Annotated in this window: 13 protein-coding genes; 12 read left to right on the forward strand and 1 reads right to left on the reverse strand. The window is 36.1% G+C overall.

The window, feature by feature from the left end; genetic code table 11:
* Positions 1–11: 11 nt before the first annotated feature.
* A complete protein-coding gene (locus GM661_RS04595) occupies positions 12–1,607 on the reverse strand; it encodes a response regulator (RefSeq protein WP_230868942.1) in 1,596 nt (531 codons plus the stop codon).
* 368 nt (positions 1,608–1,975) lie between these two features.
* On the opposite strand from GM661_RS04595, the gene GM661_RS04600 reads away from it, so the two are divergent.
* The 12 genes from GM661_RS04600 to GM661_RS04655 all read left to right on the forward strand — a co-directional run bounded on the left by GM661_RS04600 (position 1,976) and on the right by GM661_RS04655 (position 16,271).
* The gene (locus GM661_RS04600; protein ID WP_230868943.1) at positions 1,976–3,199 is read left to right on the forward strand and encodes an ABC transporter substrate-binding protein; all 1,224 of its coding nucleotides are present in this window, start codon (positions 1,976–1,978) and stop codon (positions 3,197–3,199) included.
* Between the two features lie 153 nt (positions 3,200–3,352).
* Positions 3,353–4,108, forward strand: coding sequence for a carbohydrate ABC transporter permease (locus GM661_RS04605; protein ID WP_269059923.1), 756 nt, complete (start codon positions 3,353–3,355; stop codon positions 4,106–4,108).
* Complete coding sequence (locus GM661_RS04610) at positions 4,108–4,938, forward strand: carbohydrate ABC transporter permease (RefSeq protein WP_230868945.1); 831 nt, start codon at positions 4,108–4,110, stop codon at positions 4,936–4,938. The genes GM661_RS04605 and GM661_RS04610 overlap by 1 nt, the downstream gene beginning before the upstream one ends.
* Before the next feature lie 24 nt (positions 4,939–4,962).
* A complete protein-coding gene (locus GM661_RS04615) occupies positions 4,963–5,760 on the forward strand; it encodes a transketolase (protein ID WP_230868946.1) in 798 nt (265 codons plus the stop codon).
* A 1-nt stretch (position 5,761) separates the two neighbouring features.
* Positions 5,762–6,691, forward strand: coding sequence for a transketolase family protein (locus GM661_RS04620; protein ID WP_230868947.1), 930 nt, complete (start codon positions 5,762–5,764; stop codon positions 6,689–6,691).
* A gap of 267 nt (positions 6,692–6,958) precedes the next feature.
* Positions 6,959–8,188, forward strand: coding sequence for an ROK family transcriptional regulator (locus GM661_RS04625; RefSeq protein ID WP_230868948.1), 1,230 nt, complete (start codon positions 6,959–6,961; stop codon positions 8,186–8,188).
* Positions 8,189–8,238: 50 nt separating this feature from the next.
* Positions 8,239–9,777 (forward strand): tagaturonate reductase, encoded by a 1,539-nt coding sequence (locus tag GM661_RS04630; protein ID WP_230868949.1) that lies wholly within the window; start codon positions 8,239–8,241, stop codon positions 9,775–9,777.
* A gap of 32 nt (positions 9,778–9,809) precedes the next feature.
* Entirely contained in the window at positions 9,810–11,324 is a 1,515-nt protein-coding gene (locus GM661_RS04635) for a UxaA family hydrolase (RefSeq protein WP_230868950.1), read from the forward strand.
* A gap of 43 nt (positions 11,325–11,367) precedes the next feature.
* Positions 11,368–12,738, forward strand: a complete 1,371-nt coding sequence (uxaC, locus tag GM661_RS04640; protein ID WP_407929639.1) for a glucuronate isomerase — start codon at positions 11,368–11,370, stop codon at positions 12,736–12,738.
* A 563-nt stretch (positions 12,739–13,301) separates the two neighbouring features.
* Positions 13,302–14,354, forward strand: coding sequence for a hypothetical protein (locus GM661_RS04645; RefSeq protein WP_230868952.1), 1,053 nt, complete (start codon positions 13,302–13,304; stop codon positions 14,352–14,354).
* Between the two features lie 4 nt (positions 14,355–14,358).
* Entirely contained in the window at positions 14,359–14,808 is a 450-nt protein-coding gene (locus GM661_RS04650; protein WP_230868953.1) for a hypothetical protein, read from the forward strand.
* A gap of 392 nt (positions 14,809–15,200) precedes the next feature.
* The gene (locus GM661_RS04655) at positions 15,201–16,271 is read left to right on the forward strand and encodes a hypothetical protein (RefSeq protein ID WP_230868954.1); all 1,071 of its coding nucleotides are present in this window, start codon (positions 15,201–15,203) and stop codon (positions 16,269–16,271) included.
* The last annotated feature ends 3 nt before the right edge of the window (positions 16,272–16,274 follow it).

A 16,274-nucleotide genomic window follows, 5' to 3' on the forward strand; every position in this document is an offset into this window, starting at 1 on the left:
ACCTACTATCATTATAAATTCGATTTACGGTATTCATTAGGGGTAAGACCAGTGTTTTTTTTGAAGATTTCAGTAAAATATTTGGGATTTTTATAACCAACCAGGTCACCTACCTGATATATTTTAAGATCCAACCTTTTTAATAATTCCTTGGCCTTTGCTAAACGATAATTGCTTAGATAATCTATAAAATTTTGGCCGGTTTCCTGTTTGAATAATACACTCAAGTAACTGGGATTTAAATATACATTGTCAGCTACTTCTTTTAGAGTTATTTTTTTATTATAATTATCTCTGATATATTTTATTGCTTTGTGAATTGCTGGATAGGATGACTGGGCGGTATTATTATTAACTTTTGCAGTTAATTTAACCACCTTGATAATTAAATCCCTGAGTTTATTTTCAAGCTCGGTAAGTGTTTCCAGATTCCTTATAAAAGTAGTAAATGGTGGTGTTATATTATAGCTTTTCTCCAGGGATATATCATGGTTTATCAGGCGGTGTTCTAATATATTTAAGAACTGAACTATATTTTTTTTAATTGCTGTAATACTGTATTTCTTGCTTTTGCTAATTGACTGCCAGTAAGTTAGGAAATTTTTCAGGCTTTCTTTTTTATTACCCTCCATAATTGAATTTAAGAGGCTGTTTTCCTGGCTATAAGGATAGTTATTAGTAGATTCTGTTATGTTTTCTTCATTATAGATATAATTAACCCTTTTAGCTTGATGGTAGAGATATTTTTGGACTAATGATAGGGCATCCTGGTAACTCTCTGCTAGTGACAATATATTTTTGCAAATACGGCCCACTGCCATAGTAAAATTATTAGTATTGTCTCCAGATAGATGACCATCAAGTATATCGATAATGTGGTTTATTTGCTTTTCTAATAAACTTCGTGAGTTTTTTGTAGGTGTTAAGATAAGTAAAAACTGCTGTTCGGATTGTATTAATAATTCTCCGAGGTTATTACTTAATAAATAATCAGAGAGCTTAATAGTGATTTTTAGATCAAATATTTTATGGAAATTTATAATTGTACAATTAAGGTAATCTTTATTTAGGTTTAATTCCAGTAGGTCTGTTTTTTCCTTGACTTCTTCATAGTCGGTAATTTTACCTTCGACTAAATCCTTTAAAAATTGGTTTCTGGCAATGGGTAGGGTTTCTTGGATCTGTTTTTTATAGGTCTTTAACTTTTGTAATTCTTTTCTTTTACTATTTAATTCTTTTTTGATTTTTTTAAATAGTTTTTGTAAATCTTTAAAGTTAAAGGGTTTTAATAAATAGTCATAGACCTGATTCTTGACTGCTTCCCTGGCATAGTTAAATTCCTTGTAACCAGACAGAATGATTACTATTATATGGGGATATTTTTCCCTTACAATTCTACTCATTTCTAAACCGTTCATTACAGGCATTTTTATGTCAGCTATGATAAGATCTATATCCTTATCCTCCAGGTGTTCAAGGGCCTTTTTTCCATTTTTAGCTGAACATACGGCCTGAAAACCAAGTTTTTCCCACTCATAAGACATAAGTCCTTCTCGGATAAAGAATTCATCATCTACTACCATGATATTATAATAGTGCTCAGCCATATAGATTCCCCTTTATCGAATTTTAACTAAATATAATTAATTATGCAAAAAGCTATTATGAGTGTGTGTTCGAAAAGATATATAATCCCCGGCGGGGCATATACTGATACTTTTCGAACAGACTCTATGATTAAAAAAAATTGAATTTTACTACTTTTATTTTACTATAAAACCTACCCAATATGCAAAATTATTTGAAAATACCAAAAAATACAGGTATAAAACTAAAATATACCTCCTTATAAATTAGCTGAAAATTTGTTATTATTGATTATAGTGTAAAATAAAATTATATTTTGTAGAAAGGGGGGTATACCAGTTAAAAACCTGGATTCAAATCATTAAAAAAAATTTAAGGGGGATTTTTAATGAGAAAGGTTTTATTTGTGCTAACATTTACTTTATTATTGGTTTTGACTGCTGTTAATGTATTGGCTCAGACTGATATTACTTACTGGTTATGGCTGGATGACCCAACAGACCCGACAATTAAAAATTTAGTTGAAGAATATAATAAAACACATCCAGATATTAATGTGAATATGGAAATGATCCCGATGTCACAGTATCATGATAGGCTTGCTACAGCCCTGGCAACCAATTCTGGACCAGATGTGGCCAGGTTTAAGATATGGTGGCTTGGGGAATTTGAAAAGGCTGGATTATTAGAGGGGCTGGATAATTATATAAATTCTTGGGATATGAAGAATGATGTTATTGATAACCTGTGGGATACCGGTAAGGTTCCCGGTAAGGATGAAGTTTACATGATGCCACACCAGTTTATTAGTTTTTATATGTATTACCGCCAGGACTGGTTTGAAGAAAATGGTTTAAGTGAACCAGTAAGCTTTGCAGATATGCTTGAGGCGGGGAAGGCTTTTACAGACCCGGATGAGCAGCGCTATGGTTTTGCACTACGTGGTGGCGCAGGCGGTGGTGACCAGTGGCTGGCCTTTATGTTAGCAGGTGGAGCCAGGGTGATAGATGAAGATGGGAATGTTATTATTAATAATGATACGGCTGTTGAGGTAAATCAATTGTATATTGATCTTTTCCGCAAACATCATATTGCACCACCTACCTGTCCTACAGATGGCTTTGCCCAAATAATGGGTGGTTTCCAGTCAGGTAATACTGCTATGGCTATGCATCATGTAGGTTCTTCTAAAACTATGCAAGAGGCTCTAGGGGACAATGTTGCGGTAACAGCTATACCTCAAAAAGACCCTGATAATCCTGCAACAATTGCTGCTATGAGTGGACATGTAATGTTTAAAACCTCTGCTAAAAAAGACGCAGCCTTTAAATTTATGTCCTGGATGACTGAAAAACGTGCTATGGAGAAATGGACTAATTCGGCAGATGGCCAGTTACCTGTCCTGAAATCAGTTGCCCGGATGCCTAAATTCCAGGATGACCCATTTTATAAGGTATCAATGGAGGCTGCAGATTATGCTAAAACCTGGCCACCATTACCAGGTGTAGGCTATATAACCTCTTCATTATGGCAGGAATTAATGCAAAAAGCACTTCTAGGTGAAATTAGTAGTCAGGAAATGCTTGATCAAATTGCAGAAAATATACAATAGAAGGGGGTTGTTATTATTAAACTATATGATAAAAGGGCGCAGTTCTGGCTGCGCTCTATCCTCTTAGGTCCAAGTCTGTTTTTGCTGGTTTGTATTATAGCATATCCAGTTTATTATGCTATTGTTTTAAGTCTAACAAATACACATCTTTTAATGCCAAATGCTTCTGAGTTTATTGGTCTTAAGAATTATATTGAACTTTTTTTAAATAAGGATTTTTATACTGCATTGTATCGTTCTATTGTCTGGGTGATTTCCTGTGTATCCTTTCAATTGATTGCCGGCTTAATCGGGGCGCTGATAATGGATCAGAATTTTAAAGGTCGAGGTCTTGTCAGGGGTATTTCCTTAGTACCCTGGGCTACTCCTAGTGTTTTGGTGGCTTTAATGTGGGCCTGGTTACTTGATGGTAACTATGGGGTTATCAATGATTTGCTGCAAAAATTAGGACTGATTAGACATTATATTCCCTGGTTAGCCCAGGGCAGTACTGCCTTGCCCAGTGTTATTCTGGCTAACATATGGCAGGGAACACCATTTTTTGCGGTTATGTTGCTGGCTTCACTGCAGTCAATACCTGAAGAATTGTATGAAGCTGCCAAGATAGATTCAGCTAATTCATGGCAGATATTCTGGTATATTAAATTGCCCTTTCTGCTGCCGACTATTTTGATTACTAGTATGTTAAGAATCATGTGGACAGCAAATTATATGGATTTAATATATATTATGACAGGTGGAGGGCCGGGTAGTAGTAGTATGATTCTACCTGTTTATTCATATATAAAGGCCTACAAAAAATTGGAAATGGGGCAGGGTGCTGCAGTGGCTATCATTCAGGTTGTTTTATTATTAATAGTAGTTTTATGGTATTTACGTTTACTAAAGAAAAGGGGGCGTGATTTTTAATGAACAAGACAAAAATAACGTCTAGGCTGAAATACTTGGTTATATTTGGCTGGTTATTTTTTATTATTGCACCATACCTATGGATGTTTATAACATCACTGAAACCACCGGCAGAAATATACACCAAAACAATAAATTACTGGCCCAATAACCCTAGCATAGAATCTTATCTAAGCCTATTAAAAACCACGCCATTTATCAGGTATTTTTTAAATAGCTTGCTTGTTGCTGTTGGTACAACAGTTATAGCCTTAATTGCTTCAGTAACTGCGGCTTTTGTTTTTTCAAGGTTACCTTTTCGCGGCAGCAGGGGTTTGTTATCTGGTATGTTAGTATCACAGATGGTTCCAGCCATACTGCTGGCGATACCATTGTTTTTGATATTTAATAAACTAAGCTTTGTAAATTCTATTGTCAAACTAATTCTGGCCCACAGCACATATGCGATTCCCTTTGCAACCTGGACAATGACCGGGTTTATAAATGAGATACCAAGGAGTATTGATGAAGCTGCTGCTATTGATGGTGCCAGTCCACTGCAGATATTCTGGCATGTTTTATTACCACTGATTATACCTGGTGTAGTTGGTGTTGCCACCTATATATTTATTTTTTCCTGGAAAGAATTTTTATATGCTTTAACACTAACCTCCAGGACAGTTGATAGGACATTACCTATCGGACTGCATACATTTATGGGTGAATACACTATTCGTTGGGATCTTTTAACTTCAGCCGGGGTTATTACTGTAATACCTGTTATTTTGATCTTTGTGTTAGGTCAGAAATATTTGATTGCCGGTTTGACTGCCGGTTCTACAAAAGGATAGTTATATCAAGAGGGGGTTAAGGGTATGAGTAAAGAATTAGAATATTTTAAGTCAAAAACCGATATGATTAGAAGGGATATTATTACTATGTTAGGGGAGGCTGGTTCTGGCCATCCGGGTGGTTCTTTATCAGCTGTAGAAATATTGAGTAGTTTGTATTATGAATTAATGGAAAAAGGGGATAAGTTTGTTCTTTCCAAAGGACATTCTGCCCCAGCATTATATTCAATTTTAGCTGATAAAGGGTATTTTGCTAAAAAAGAATTAATGACATTACGTAAATTAGGTAGTATTCTTCAGGGACATCCAGATATGAAAAAGACTCCAGGTGTTCATTTTTCAACAGGGTCTTTAGGACAGGGACTGTCGGCAGCAAATGGGATGGCTATTGCCGCAAAATATGATAAAAGTGATCAAAGAATATATGTTTTACTGGGGGATGGGGAATTACAGGAAGGACAGATCTGGGAGGCTGTTATGACTGCCAGGCATAGACGCTTAGATAATCTTATTGCCTATGTGGACCATAATAATTTGCAAATTGATGGAAGCTGTGTAGAGGTTAAATCATTAGATAAGATAAAGGAAAAATTTCTATCCTTTGGTTGGGGTGTTTTTACTATTGATGGTCATGATATAAAAAGTATTATTGAAACCACCAGAAAAGCATGGCAGGTCAAGGGGAAACCTGTCTGTATAATTTCCAATACTATTAAAGGTAAAGGGATATCTTTTATGGAAGATGAAGTGGGCTGGCATGGTAAAGCGCCATCTAAGGAAGAGGTTGAACTGGCCTTAAAAGAATTAAAGGGGGTTGAATAAAATGAATGAGTTAATTGCTACTAGAGATGCATATGGTGAGGCTCTGGTTGCTCTAGGGGAAAGTGAAGAGATCTTTGTTTTTGATGCTGATTTATCCTGTGCAACCAAAACAGAGCACTTTGCTGCCAAATACCCGGAACGATTTTTTCAGATGGGTATTGCTGAACAGGATATGATGGGGACGGCTGCTGGTACAGCAGTTATGGGTAAAACCCCTTTTGTTAGTACCTTTGCCTTGTTTGCAACTGGCCGGGCCTATGAACAGGTAAGGAATAGTATTGCTTATCCTAATCTTAATGTTAAAATTGCAGCCAGCCATTCAGGCATAACTGTAGGACCAGATGGGGGTTCACACCAGTCTGTAGAGGATATTGGCTTGATGAGATTGGTCCCTAATATGAAGGTTGTTGTTCCAGCAGATGCTTATGAAACCAGGAAGGTATTAGAGGCTGCCCTGGAGATTGAAGGCCCGTTTTATATACGGCTCGGTAGGAATCCTGTCCCTGTTCTTTTTAATGATGATTATGAATATGAGTTTGGGAAGATTTCTACCTTAACTGATGGTTCAGACCTTACTATTGCTGCTACTGGTATAATGGTAACAGAGGCTTTACAGGCAGCAAAATTATTAAAAAAAGATGGTATTAATGTACGCGTATTAAATGTACATACCATTAAACCCCTGGACAAAGAGACAATTATCAAGGCCGCTGAAGAAACCAAATTAATTGTTAGTGTAGAAGAACATTCAATTATTGGAGGTCTTGGTGCAGCGATATGTGAACTCCTATGTGAACAAAGACCTACCCCTGTGGTAAGAATGGGGCTAAATGATACCTTTGGTCAGTCTGGTTCTCCAGAAGAATTATTAGAGTATTATGGTCTTACTGCTGATAATATTGTTAAAAGAGTGAAGACTGTGTTAGCTTAGAAATAATATTTTTTATTTTTCATATTAGGTAAATTAAAAAAAAGAATAAGAATTAATAATAGGGCAGTTTAAAATTTAAACTGCCCTATTACTATTAATTACAAAAAATAGTTTGAACTTATAATGCATATGTGGTATTATTATAACATACTTATTTACACAAAGAAAAAAACAAGTTATTATAATTCCTCGATACAGGTAAATGACTAAATGTTTGCTTATATTAAAGGGAACTTTATTACAAATAGAAAAAAAGGCGGTGAAGAGATGAATTACTTATCAGGTAATCTTGAATTAATGCATGAATTAAATACCAAGCAAATTCTAAGAGTGATCAGGCAGTTCAATCCAATATCCCGTTCAGAAATTGTGGAAAAGACAAATCTTACTGCTGCTACTGTATCGAGAATTGTCAGTAAACTGATTGAATTTAATCTGGTTACAGAAACAGGTTACGGAGAATCCAGCGGTGGTAGGAAACCAATTCTGCTGGAATTGAACCCTGGTGCTGTTTTAACAGTGGGTATAGATCTAGAAATAGATGAGATAAAGGGATTGATCATAGACTTAAACGGTAGAGTTCTGCTTGAGGATAATTTAAGTATTAAAGGGGAAAGGGAGCAGGATCACATAATAAATAGGGTTATAGAAATAATAAAAAAACTTCTGTCTAAAAAAGATTATCGCTCAAGGGTTACTGGTATTGGGATAGGTATGCATGGATTGGTTGATTATGCCAGAGGTATATCCATTTTCCCACCTGCATTTGGATGGCGGGATATACCGGTGGCTGACATGATTAAAAAGGAGTTTGATCTACCTGTAATAATAGAGAATAACGTCAGGGCTTTAACCCTGGCGGAGAACTGGTTTGGGATGGCTAAAGACCTGAATAATTTTATCTGCCTTAAGGTGGGTAGTGGTATAGGTTCAGGTATTTTTACAGATGGTAAGCTCTACCGGGGGGCCAGTAATTCAGCCGGTGAGATCGGTCACACCATGGTAGATGAAGATGGTCCCTTATGTAGTTGTGGGAATTACGGTTGTCTGGAGAGTATGGCTTCAATTCCTGCAATAGTTAAACGGACAGTTAAGGCGTTAAAACAGGGGGCAGATAGTAAGATTAATAGTATGGTTAATAATCTGAAGGAAATAAATGAAGAAACTGTTTTCCTGGCTGCTAAACAGGGTGATCAACTGGCTGGACAGGTATTACAGGATACAGGACGTTATCTGGGTATTGGTATTGCTAACTTAATAAATATACTCAACCCGGAAGTAGTTATTATTGGTGGGGATATTGTTTTGGCCGGAGATATTATCCTGGAAAGCATGCGTTCTACAGTTCATAACAGGGCATTATCATATCCGGCAGAACATGTAAAAATTATAAACTCCAGGATGGGTAAAGAGGGGGTGGCGATTGGAGCAGCAGCATTGATTTTGGAATCTGTTTTCAATATAGGTCATAATATAAATGTTGATATAGGTTTATAATTTTCATGATATAAGATTAATTAATACTATATAAAAAAAGGAGTGAAAGCATGTCTAAAAATCTACCGAAATTAAATAAAGAATATTTAAAGGATAATTTACTTGGAACAGAATTAGCTGATTATTCAGCTGATATTTTGGAATACCCTGAAAGGGTTATTCAGTTTGGTGAGGGAAATTTTTTGCGGGCCTTTGTAGACTGGATGTTTCACCAGATGAATAAAGAGGGTGTTTTTAAAGGTAGGACAGTAGTTGTACAGCCGATTCCGCAGGGGCGGGTCAGTAATTTAAACAAACAGGATGGGCTTTATACTTTACTATTAAGGGGGAGACAGGATGGTAAGGTAGTTGATCAACGTGAGGTTATGACAGCTGTTAGTAGGGGTCTAGAGGCCTATACTCAGTGGGATGAGGTTCTAAAACTGGCTGAGAACCCGGAGATAGAATTTATTGTTTCCAATACCACTGAGGCAGGTATTGTTTATTCACCTGATGATAAATTGAATGACACACCACCTGATAGTTATCCCGGGAAGTTGACTGCTTACTTATATCGCCGTTATCAATTTTTTAATGGGGTTAGTGATAAGGGGATGTTAATTATTCCTGTAGAACTAATCGAACGTAATGGGGATATATTAAGAGAAGTTGTTCTTAAACTGGCTGATAATTGGAAACTACCTGAAGGTTTTAAGGACTGGATAAGAGAGCATAATACTTTTGTCAACACATTGGTTGACCGTATAGTAACCGGTTATCCCTTCAAAGAGAAAGATAAACTGGAAGAAGAGTTGGGTTATTGTGATGAAAACCTGGATACAGGGGAAATTTTTCACCTCTGGATTATTGAAGGGGACGAGAGTTTAAAAGAAAAACTCCCCTTCCATAAAGCCGGTTTGAATGTTAAGTGGGTTGATGATGTAACACCATACCGTTCCAGAAAGGTAAAGATATTAAATGGGGCTCATACATCTACTGTCCCTGTCTCTTACCTGGCAGGAATTGACCTGGTAAGAGATGCGGTAGATGACCAGCTTCTAAGTGATTTTATAAAAAAGGTAATCTTTGAAAATATAATTCCAACTATGAGTCTGTCCGCTGAAGAATTAGATGATTTTGCCAAAAAAATATTGGAGAGGTTTGCTAATCCTTTTATTGATCACAAGTGGCTTGATATTTCTTTGAATTCAACCTCCAAATTTAAGACCCGGGTTTTGCCCTCATTGGTGGAATTTATAGAACAAAAGGAAGAATTACCTGATAAACTGGTTTTCTCGCTGGCAGCACTAATTACTTTTTATAAAGGGACTGAAATCAGGGATAAATACCTGGTAGCTTACCGTCAGCAGGAGGAATACCTGATTAAAGATGATATCTCAGCACTGGAGTTTTTTGCAGACCTCTGGGGTAGGTACGAGAATAATGAGCTAGGAATTGAAAAACTGGCTGAAGATGTTTTAGGACATCAGGAGTTCTGGCAGCAGGATTTAAATGAACTGCCTGGTCTGACAGCTGCTCTAACAGATTATCTTAAACAAATTGAAGAACAGGGTGTCAAAAAAAGTCTTACTGTTTTGTTGGATAAATAATTAAGAAAATTACTCATAAAGAAGGTGATATTTTGCAGAAACAATTGTTGAAGATAGATGCCGCTGATAATGTGGCGGTCTCTTTAAAAGAGTTGGATATGGGTGCAGAAATTGAGCTTGATACTGACGTCCTGGTACTTAATAATGATATACCACTGGGTCATAAGCTTGCCCTAGAAGATATTGCTGAAGGTGAGAAAATAGTGAAATATGGCTTCCCAATTGGTAAGGCTGTTAAAAATATTAAAAAGGGTGATTGGGTACATTCCCATAATATGAAGACAGCTCTAGGTGGTAAAGAGGAATATAAATACAACCCTGATTTTGAGGGGGAGATTAGCAGTACTGATAAAGGCGATATCCCTCAATTTAAGGGATATCGGCGTAATGACGGCCAGGTGGGAATCAGGAATGAAATTTGGTTGATACCTACAGTTGGTTGTATTAATAAACCGGTTGAAAAGATGGCCTTATTAGCTGAAGAAAAATTCAGCAAGGAGATAGCCGAAGGAAAACTGGATGGTATCCATGCCTTTCCACATCCCTATGGTTGTTCTCAGTTAGGTGGTGACTTATTAAATACCCAGAAGATACTGGCTGGATTAGTAAAACACCCTAATGCAGCTGCTGTTCTGGTAGTAGGACTTGGCTGTGAGAATAATATTCTGGAGGATTTCCAGGAGATTATTGGTGGTTATGACCATAAGCGGGTCAGGTTTTTAAAATTACAGGATGTGGGAGATGACCTGGAAACAGGTTTAAGGGAGATTGCTGAGCTGGTAGATTTTGCTGCTGGTTTTAAACAGGAAGCAGTACCTGCCTCTTCCCTGAAAATTGGACTTAAATGTGGTGGTTCTGATGGATTTTCAGGTATTACAGCGAATCCCTTACTGGGAAGAATCAGTGATAAGCTGGTGGGAATTGGTGGTACTACAATTCTAACTGAGGTACCTGAGATGTTCGGGGCAGAAACTATTTTGATGAATCGGGCCAGGGATGAAGATACCTTTAAGGAGATCGTTAAATTGGTCAATGGTTTTAAGGATTATTTTATTAGCAATAAGCAGCCTGTTTATGAAAACCCTTCTCCTGGTAATAAAGAAGGGGGTATTACTACCCTGGAAGAGAAATCCCTGGGTTGTACACAAAAGGGTGGGAGCAGTATTGTCAATGGTGTTAATTTTTATGGTGAACAGGTTATAGGTAAAGGACTACAGCTATTGGAGGGCCCGGGTAATGACCTTGTCTCAACTACTGTTTTAACAGCAGCTGGTGCTCATTTAATTCTATTTACTACAGGCCGGGGGACCCCCTTTGGGGCGCCGGTTCCTACTGTGAAGATTTCTACAAATACTGATCTCTATGAGCAAAAAACAGGTTGGATAGATTTTAATGCCGGTAGTTTATTAACAGGGGTCAGTATGGAAAAATTAGCTGATGAATTATTTGATTATATTCTTGAACTTGCTTCAAAGGATATTAAGACTAAAAATGAGGAAAATGGTTATAAAGAGATAGCCATTTTAAAAACAGGTGTTACCCTGTAATGATAAAACCTAAGTGCTAATATAAAAAAAGGAGAGATTTATGATGGCTTTTTTGGATGAGAATTATTTGGTAGAAAATGAGACTGGTAAAAGACTCTACCAGCAGGTTAAGGATCTGCCGATTGTAGATGCCCATAACCATGGTGATGTAGAAGAGATTGTCAAAAATGACGGATGGACAGATATCTGGGAGGTCGAAGCTGCTACTGATCATTATGTCTGGGAGCTGATGAGAAAAAGGGGTGTCCCTGAGGAAAAAATAACAGGCAAAGCCTCAAATAAGGAGAAATGGCTGGCCCTGGCTAGAATCTTCCCTGAAATTGCTGGTAATCCGACATATGAATGGATTCATCTTGATTTAAAACGCAGATTCGGGATTGAACAAAATATAAATGAACACACTGCTGAGATGATTTGGGAAAAAACCAGGGTAAGTCTGGGCAGTGAAGAGATGAAACCACAGAGATTGCTTAAAGATATGAATGTTAAGATTATGTGTACTACAGATGATCCGACTTCTACCCTGGAATTTCACCAGCAGGCAGCCTCTGAGATAGAAGGTGTATCCATTCTTCCTACCTGGCGGCCTGATAAAGCTATGAATATTGAACAAAAGGCCTGGCATGATTTTGTAGTAGATATGGGTAAAAGGTATAATGAGGACACAGCTGTTTTTAGTGGATTTATAAAGGCCTTACAGAAATCACATGATTTCTTTAATGAAAATGGTTGTAAAGCCAGTGATCATGGAATTTTTGAACCTATCACTTATCAGGTGAAGCAAGAAGATGCTGCTAATATTCATCAAAAGGCCTTTCAGGGTGAAGAACTGACAGTAGGGGAAATAAAGGATTATAAGGCCTTTCTTTTATGTAAATTTGGTGAGATGAATAAGGAAACAGATTGGGTAACCCAACTGCATATAGGTGCTGTTCGTGATTATCGTGATAGTCTATTTGAGGAACTGGGACCTGACAGTGGTGGTGATCTCTCTAACCAGCATATTGAGATAGTGAATAATTTAAATTATTTCATGAATAAATTTGACCAGGAATTAAAGATAGTACTTTATTCTTTAGACCCTACTCACTGGTCCAATCTTGCCACTCTTAGCAGGGCTTTCTCTAATGTTAGTCTGGGGGCAGCATGGTGGTATAATGATAGCCCTTATGGTATGGAAGAGCAGTTAAAACTTATCTCTACAATTGATTTATTAGCTAATTTTGCCGGTATGGTTACTGATTCCCGGAAATTAATCTCCTATGGTTCCAGAACAGAGATGTTCAGAAGGGTTATGTCCAGTACCCTGGGGAAAATGGTTGAGAAGGGACAGATGCCGTATAATGTTGCTGCAGAACTGGCTGTAGGATTAAGTTATAAACAACAGGAGGAGTTGTTTTTTAGCAGTAATTAATATAATAATTTAGTTCTAACCTATGGTACTAATCATTAGAATATCTAATGATTAGTACCATATTTTTTTGTGGTATAAATAAATTATGTAATTTTGATATTGTGTGTGTAACTTTGAATCGATGGATAGATTGTAATAATTATTTAACATTCAATGGTGCCTTTGCTTAAAATGAGAGTAAGGTCTGGTGTTACCTTAACTTCACTTATAAATAATTATTACAATCTATCAATAATAGGACTTTAGCAGGAAATTTATTAAAACGATTTACAGTTAAAGGAAATATAAAAATTATCAAGAATAAATTGTTATATGGTAATAAAATAGCAAAAAAAGTATTTGGCTATGAATTAAAAGTGATAGATTGTAATAATTATTTAACGTTCAATGATGCCTTTGCTTAGAATGAAAGTGAGGTCTGGTGTTTCTTAACTTCTCTTATAAATAATTATTACAATCTATCAATACTATAATTTTAGTGGTATTTTTTTAAACTATAGTTTAGAATCACAAGATAGTTATTTTAGAGGCTTAAACTAAAGTAGAGGGAGTAGATAGTAAAGATGACTCAGACAGATAAAAGTAAGCAGAAACAGGTTATTATCATAGCAGCGGTTGTGTTAATTGCTCCTGTGATTATTGGTCTTTTAGTAAATCTTGGTAGTCATGATATTGAAGATGTCAGGATAAAGATGGAGGAGTATTTATATGATAGGTATGGAGAGGAGTTTGTTGTTGACAGGATAGGAACGAGGAGTGGATATTATGAGGCTAGGATATATCCGAAATCAATAATTGGAACTAGTAAAGAAGATGACTCTTATTATTACTCACAGGCAGGTATAAAAATAGAAAGGAAGTTAGGAAATGTAGGAGATGGTTATGATATAGTATTGCTAAATATTGAGGGTGAAGAATATTTGAAACCTAAAGCAAGAGAAATGTTTGGAGATAAGATAAAATTAAAAACAAAAATTAGATATAAGAAGAAAAAAGAAGGTAATGATTATTTTTCGTGGCAAATTCGGTCAGGATTTAAAGAACTATTAAAAAAATCTGTAAATAATTCTGAGACCCATCGAATAGAACTACAACTATTCATTTATATCTTCGACCGGATAGAAACGGAAGAAGAAAAGGAGGAGAGGAGGAGGGAGATATTTGAGTTTGTGCAGTATCTAAAGGAAGAAGGCCTATATAAATACCTGGAACTGGGGGTCATCTTTATAGATGAAAGGGTGCTGGCCCCGGGGTATGGAGAATATAGCCTGGAAGTAAGGTTTTCAGATAAGGAAAAGGTAGAGATAGGAGGGAAGAAAGTATATCTACCACCGCTGGAATTGAGGAAAGAGATGACAGTAAAGCTACAGGAAGAGATAGATAAGATGAGTGAGGAAGAACTGCTGGAGAGGATGGGGAGGATAAAGAAGAGTAGGTTAGATGATTTAAGGGGATATAATACCCAATGTGGTACTTTTATTTATTCATGGGGAATGCTTGAAGAGAATTATTCATCATCTTTAAGTAGAAGAGACAAGAGTAGAAATTATAGCAAATTAGAACATGTTGAATTAGATAATGGTTTAAAGTATATGTATCTGAGTAGAAAGGAGTAGGATAATGGGGAGTAATAAGGAAAAAGAATCAGATTTTGCTTTTAAAAAACTGCCTATTGATAGTGAAAGGGCAGTAAGTGATAAGGAGTTATTAACCTTCACTAATTTAACCAATCTTAAGTGGGAGTTTTTGGATTATGGTAATAAAAAAGGTGATTTGCCAAGTGAAGCAAGTTTAAGACTAAGTGAAGTTTTGAAAGACCCGGAAAGGTTTGCTATAAGAGATGCAGAAGGAAAAATACAGGATTATGTATATATTAAAAATGCAAAGAAAGAGGAAGATATAGACCAAGAAAAAAAAGAGGAAGGTATAAGAGAACTTCGTCAAGAAGCAGGGATTGCTATGGAGTATTTGGAGAAGGATGAGGGGGAGTTTTTGAATAATCCTATAGCCTATGATTTAGAAGTGATAGATTGCAATAATTATTTAACACTCAATGGTGCCTTTGTTTAAAACGAGAGTGAGGTCTGGTGTTACCTTAACTTCACTTATAAATAATTATTACAATTTATCAATAATAGGACTTTAGCAGGAAATTTATTAAAGCGATTTACAGTTAAAGGAAGTATTAATTTTATCAAGAATATCCTCTTATATGGTAATAAAATAGCAAAAAAAGTATTTGGCTATGACTTAGAAGTGATAGATTGTAATAATTATTTAACGTTCAATGGTGCCTTTGTTTAAATGAGAGTAAGGTCTGGTGTTATCTTAACTTCCCTTATAAATAATTATTACAATCTATCAATACTATAATTTTAGTGGTAATTTTTAAACTATAGTTTAGAATCACAATATAGTTATTCTAGAGGCTTAAACTAAAGTAGAGGGAGTAGATAGTAAAGATGACTCAGACAGATAAAAGTAAGCAGAAACAGGTTATTATTATAGCAGTGATTGTGTTAATTGCCCCTGTGATTATTGGGCTTTTAGTAAACCTTGGGGGTCATGATATTGAGGATGTCAGGACAAAGATGGAGGAGTATTTATATGAAAAGTATGGAGAGGAGTTTGTTGTTGATAGGATAGGAACGAGGAGTGGTCGTAATGACAAAAAATTTTATCAAGCGAGGATATATCCAAAATCAATAGTAGGTACCAGTAAAGAGGGTGATGATTTTTATTATGCCAGTGCTTCTGTTAGTATAGAAGGATATGGAAGATTAGGTGGGGTAGGGGATAGTTATAGTTTTGTTACTAGAAATATAGATATGGAAAAATATTTGTTATCTAGTGTAAAAAAAATATTTGGAGAAAGAGTTCTTTTAAAAGTTGATGTTGAACATAAGGTGACAGGAGATGGTAGTTGGTGGGCAGGATATAAATCAACAAGTTTAGAGGAGATGAGAAATAAAATAAAAGACAGTCCTGAAAAAAATCGAATAGAATTGAAACTATTCATTTATATCTTCGACCGGATAGAAACGGAAGAAGAAAAGGAGGAGAGGAGGAGGGAGATATTTGAGTTTGTGCAGTATCTAAAGGAAGAAGGCCTATATAAATACCTGGAACTGGGGGTCATCTTTATAGATGAAAGGGTGCTGGCCCCGGGGTATGGAGAATATAGCCTGGCAGTGAGGTTTTCAGATAAGGAAAAGGTAGAGATAGGAGGGAAGAAAGTATATCTACCGCCGCTGGAATTAAGGAAAGAGATGTCAGTAAAGCTAGAGGAGGAGATAGATAAGATGAGTGAGGAAGAACTCTTGGAGAGGATGGGGAGGATAAAGAAGAGTAGGTTAGATGATTTAAGGGGATATAATACCCAATGTGGTACTTTTATTTATTCATGGGGAATGCTTGAAGAGAATTATTCATCATCTTTAAGTAGAAGAGACAAGAGTAGAAATTATAGCAAATTAGAACATGTTGAATTAGATAATGGTTTAAAGTATATGTATCTGAGTAGAAAGGAGTAGGAT

It is taken from the genome of Iocasia fonsfrigidae (genome assembly GCF_017751145.1).
Lineage (GTDB): Bacteria > Bacillota > Halanaerobiia > Halanaerobiales > DTU029 > Iocasia > Iocasia fonsfrigidae.

Bases quoted from the DNA above. Each gene is read 5' to 3' on its own strand.
- GM661_RS04605 (WP_269059923.1), top strand. From the start codon at position 3,353: ATGCCAAATGCTTCTGAGTTTATTGGTCTTAAGAATTATATTGAACTT.
- GM661_RS04650 (WP_230868953.1), top strand. From the start codon at position 14,359: ATGGGGAGTAATAAGGAAAAAGAATCAGATTTTGCTTTTAAAAAACTG.
- GM661_RS04610 (WP_230868945.1), top strand. From the start codon at position 4,108: ATGAACAAGACAAAAATAACGTCTAGGCTGAAATACTTGGTTATATTT.
- GM661_RS04645 (WP_230868952.1), top strand. From the start codon at position 13,302: ATGACTCAGACAGATAAAAGTAAGCAGAAACAGGTTATTATCATAGCA.
- GM661_RS04600 (WP_230868943.1), top strand. From the start codon at position 1,976: ATGAGAAAGGTTTTATTTGTGCTAACATTTACTTTATTATTGGTTTTG.
- GM661_RS04620 (WP_230868947.1), top strand. From the start codon at position 5,762: ATGAATGAGTTAATTGCTACTAGAGATGCATATGGTGAGGCTCTGGTT.
- GM661_RS04625 (WP_230868948.1), top strand. From the start codon at position 6,959: ATGAATTACTTATCAGGTAATCTTGAATTAATGCATGAATTAAATACC.
- GM661_RS04655 (WP_230868954.1), top strand. From the start codon at position 15,201: ATGACTCAGACAGATAAAAGTAAGCAGAAACAGGTTATTATTATAGCA.
- GM661_RS04615 (WP_230868946.1), top strand. From the start codon at position 4,963: ATGAGTAAAGAATTAGAATATTTTAAGTCAAAAACCGATATGATTAGA.
- GM661_RS04630 (WP_230868949.1), top strand. From the start codon at position 8,239: ATGTCTAAAAATCTACCGAAATTAAATAAAGAATATTTAAAGGATAAT.
- GM661_RS04595 (WP_230868942.1), bottom strand. From the start codon at position 1,607: ATGGCTGAGCACTATTATAATATCATGGTAGTAGATGATGAATTCTTT.
- uxaC (WP_407929639.1), top strand. From the start codon at position 11,368: ATGGCTTTTTTGGATGAGAATTATTTGGTAGAAAATGAGACTGGTAAA.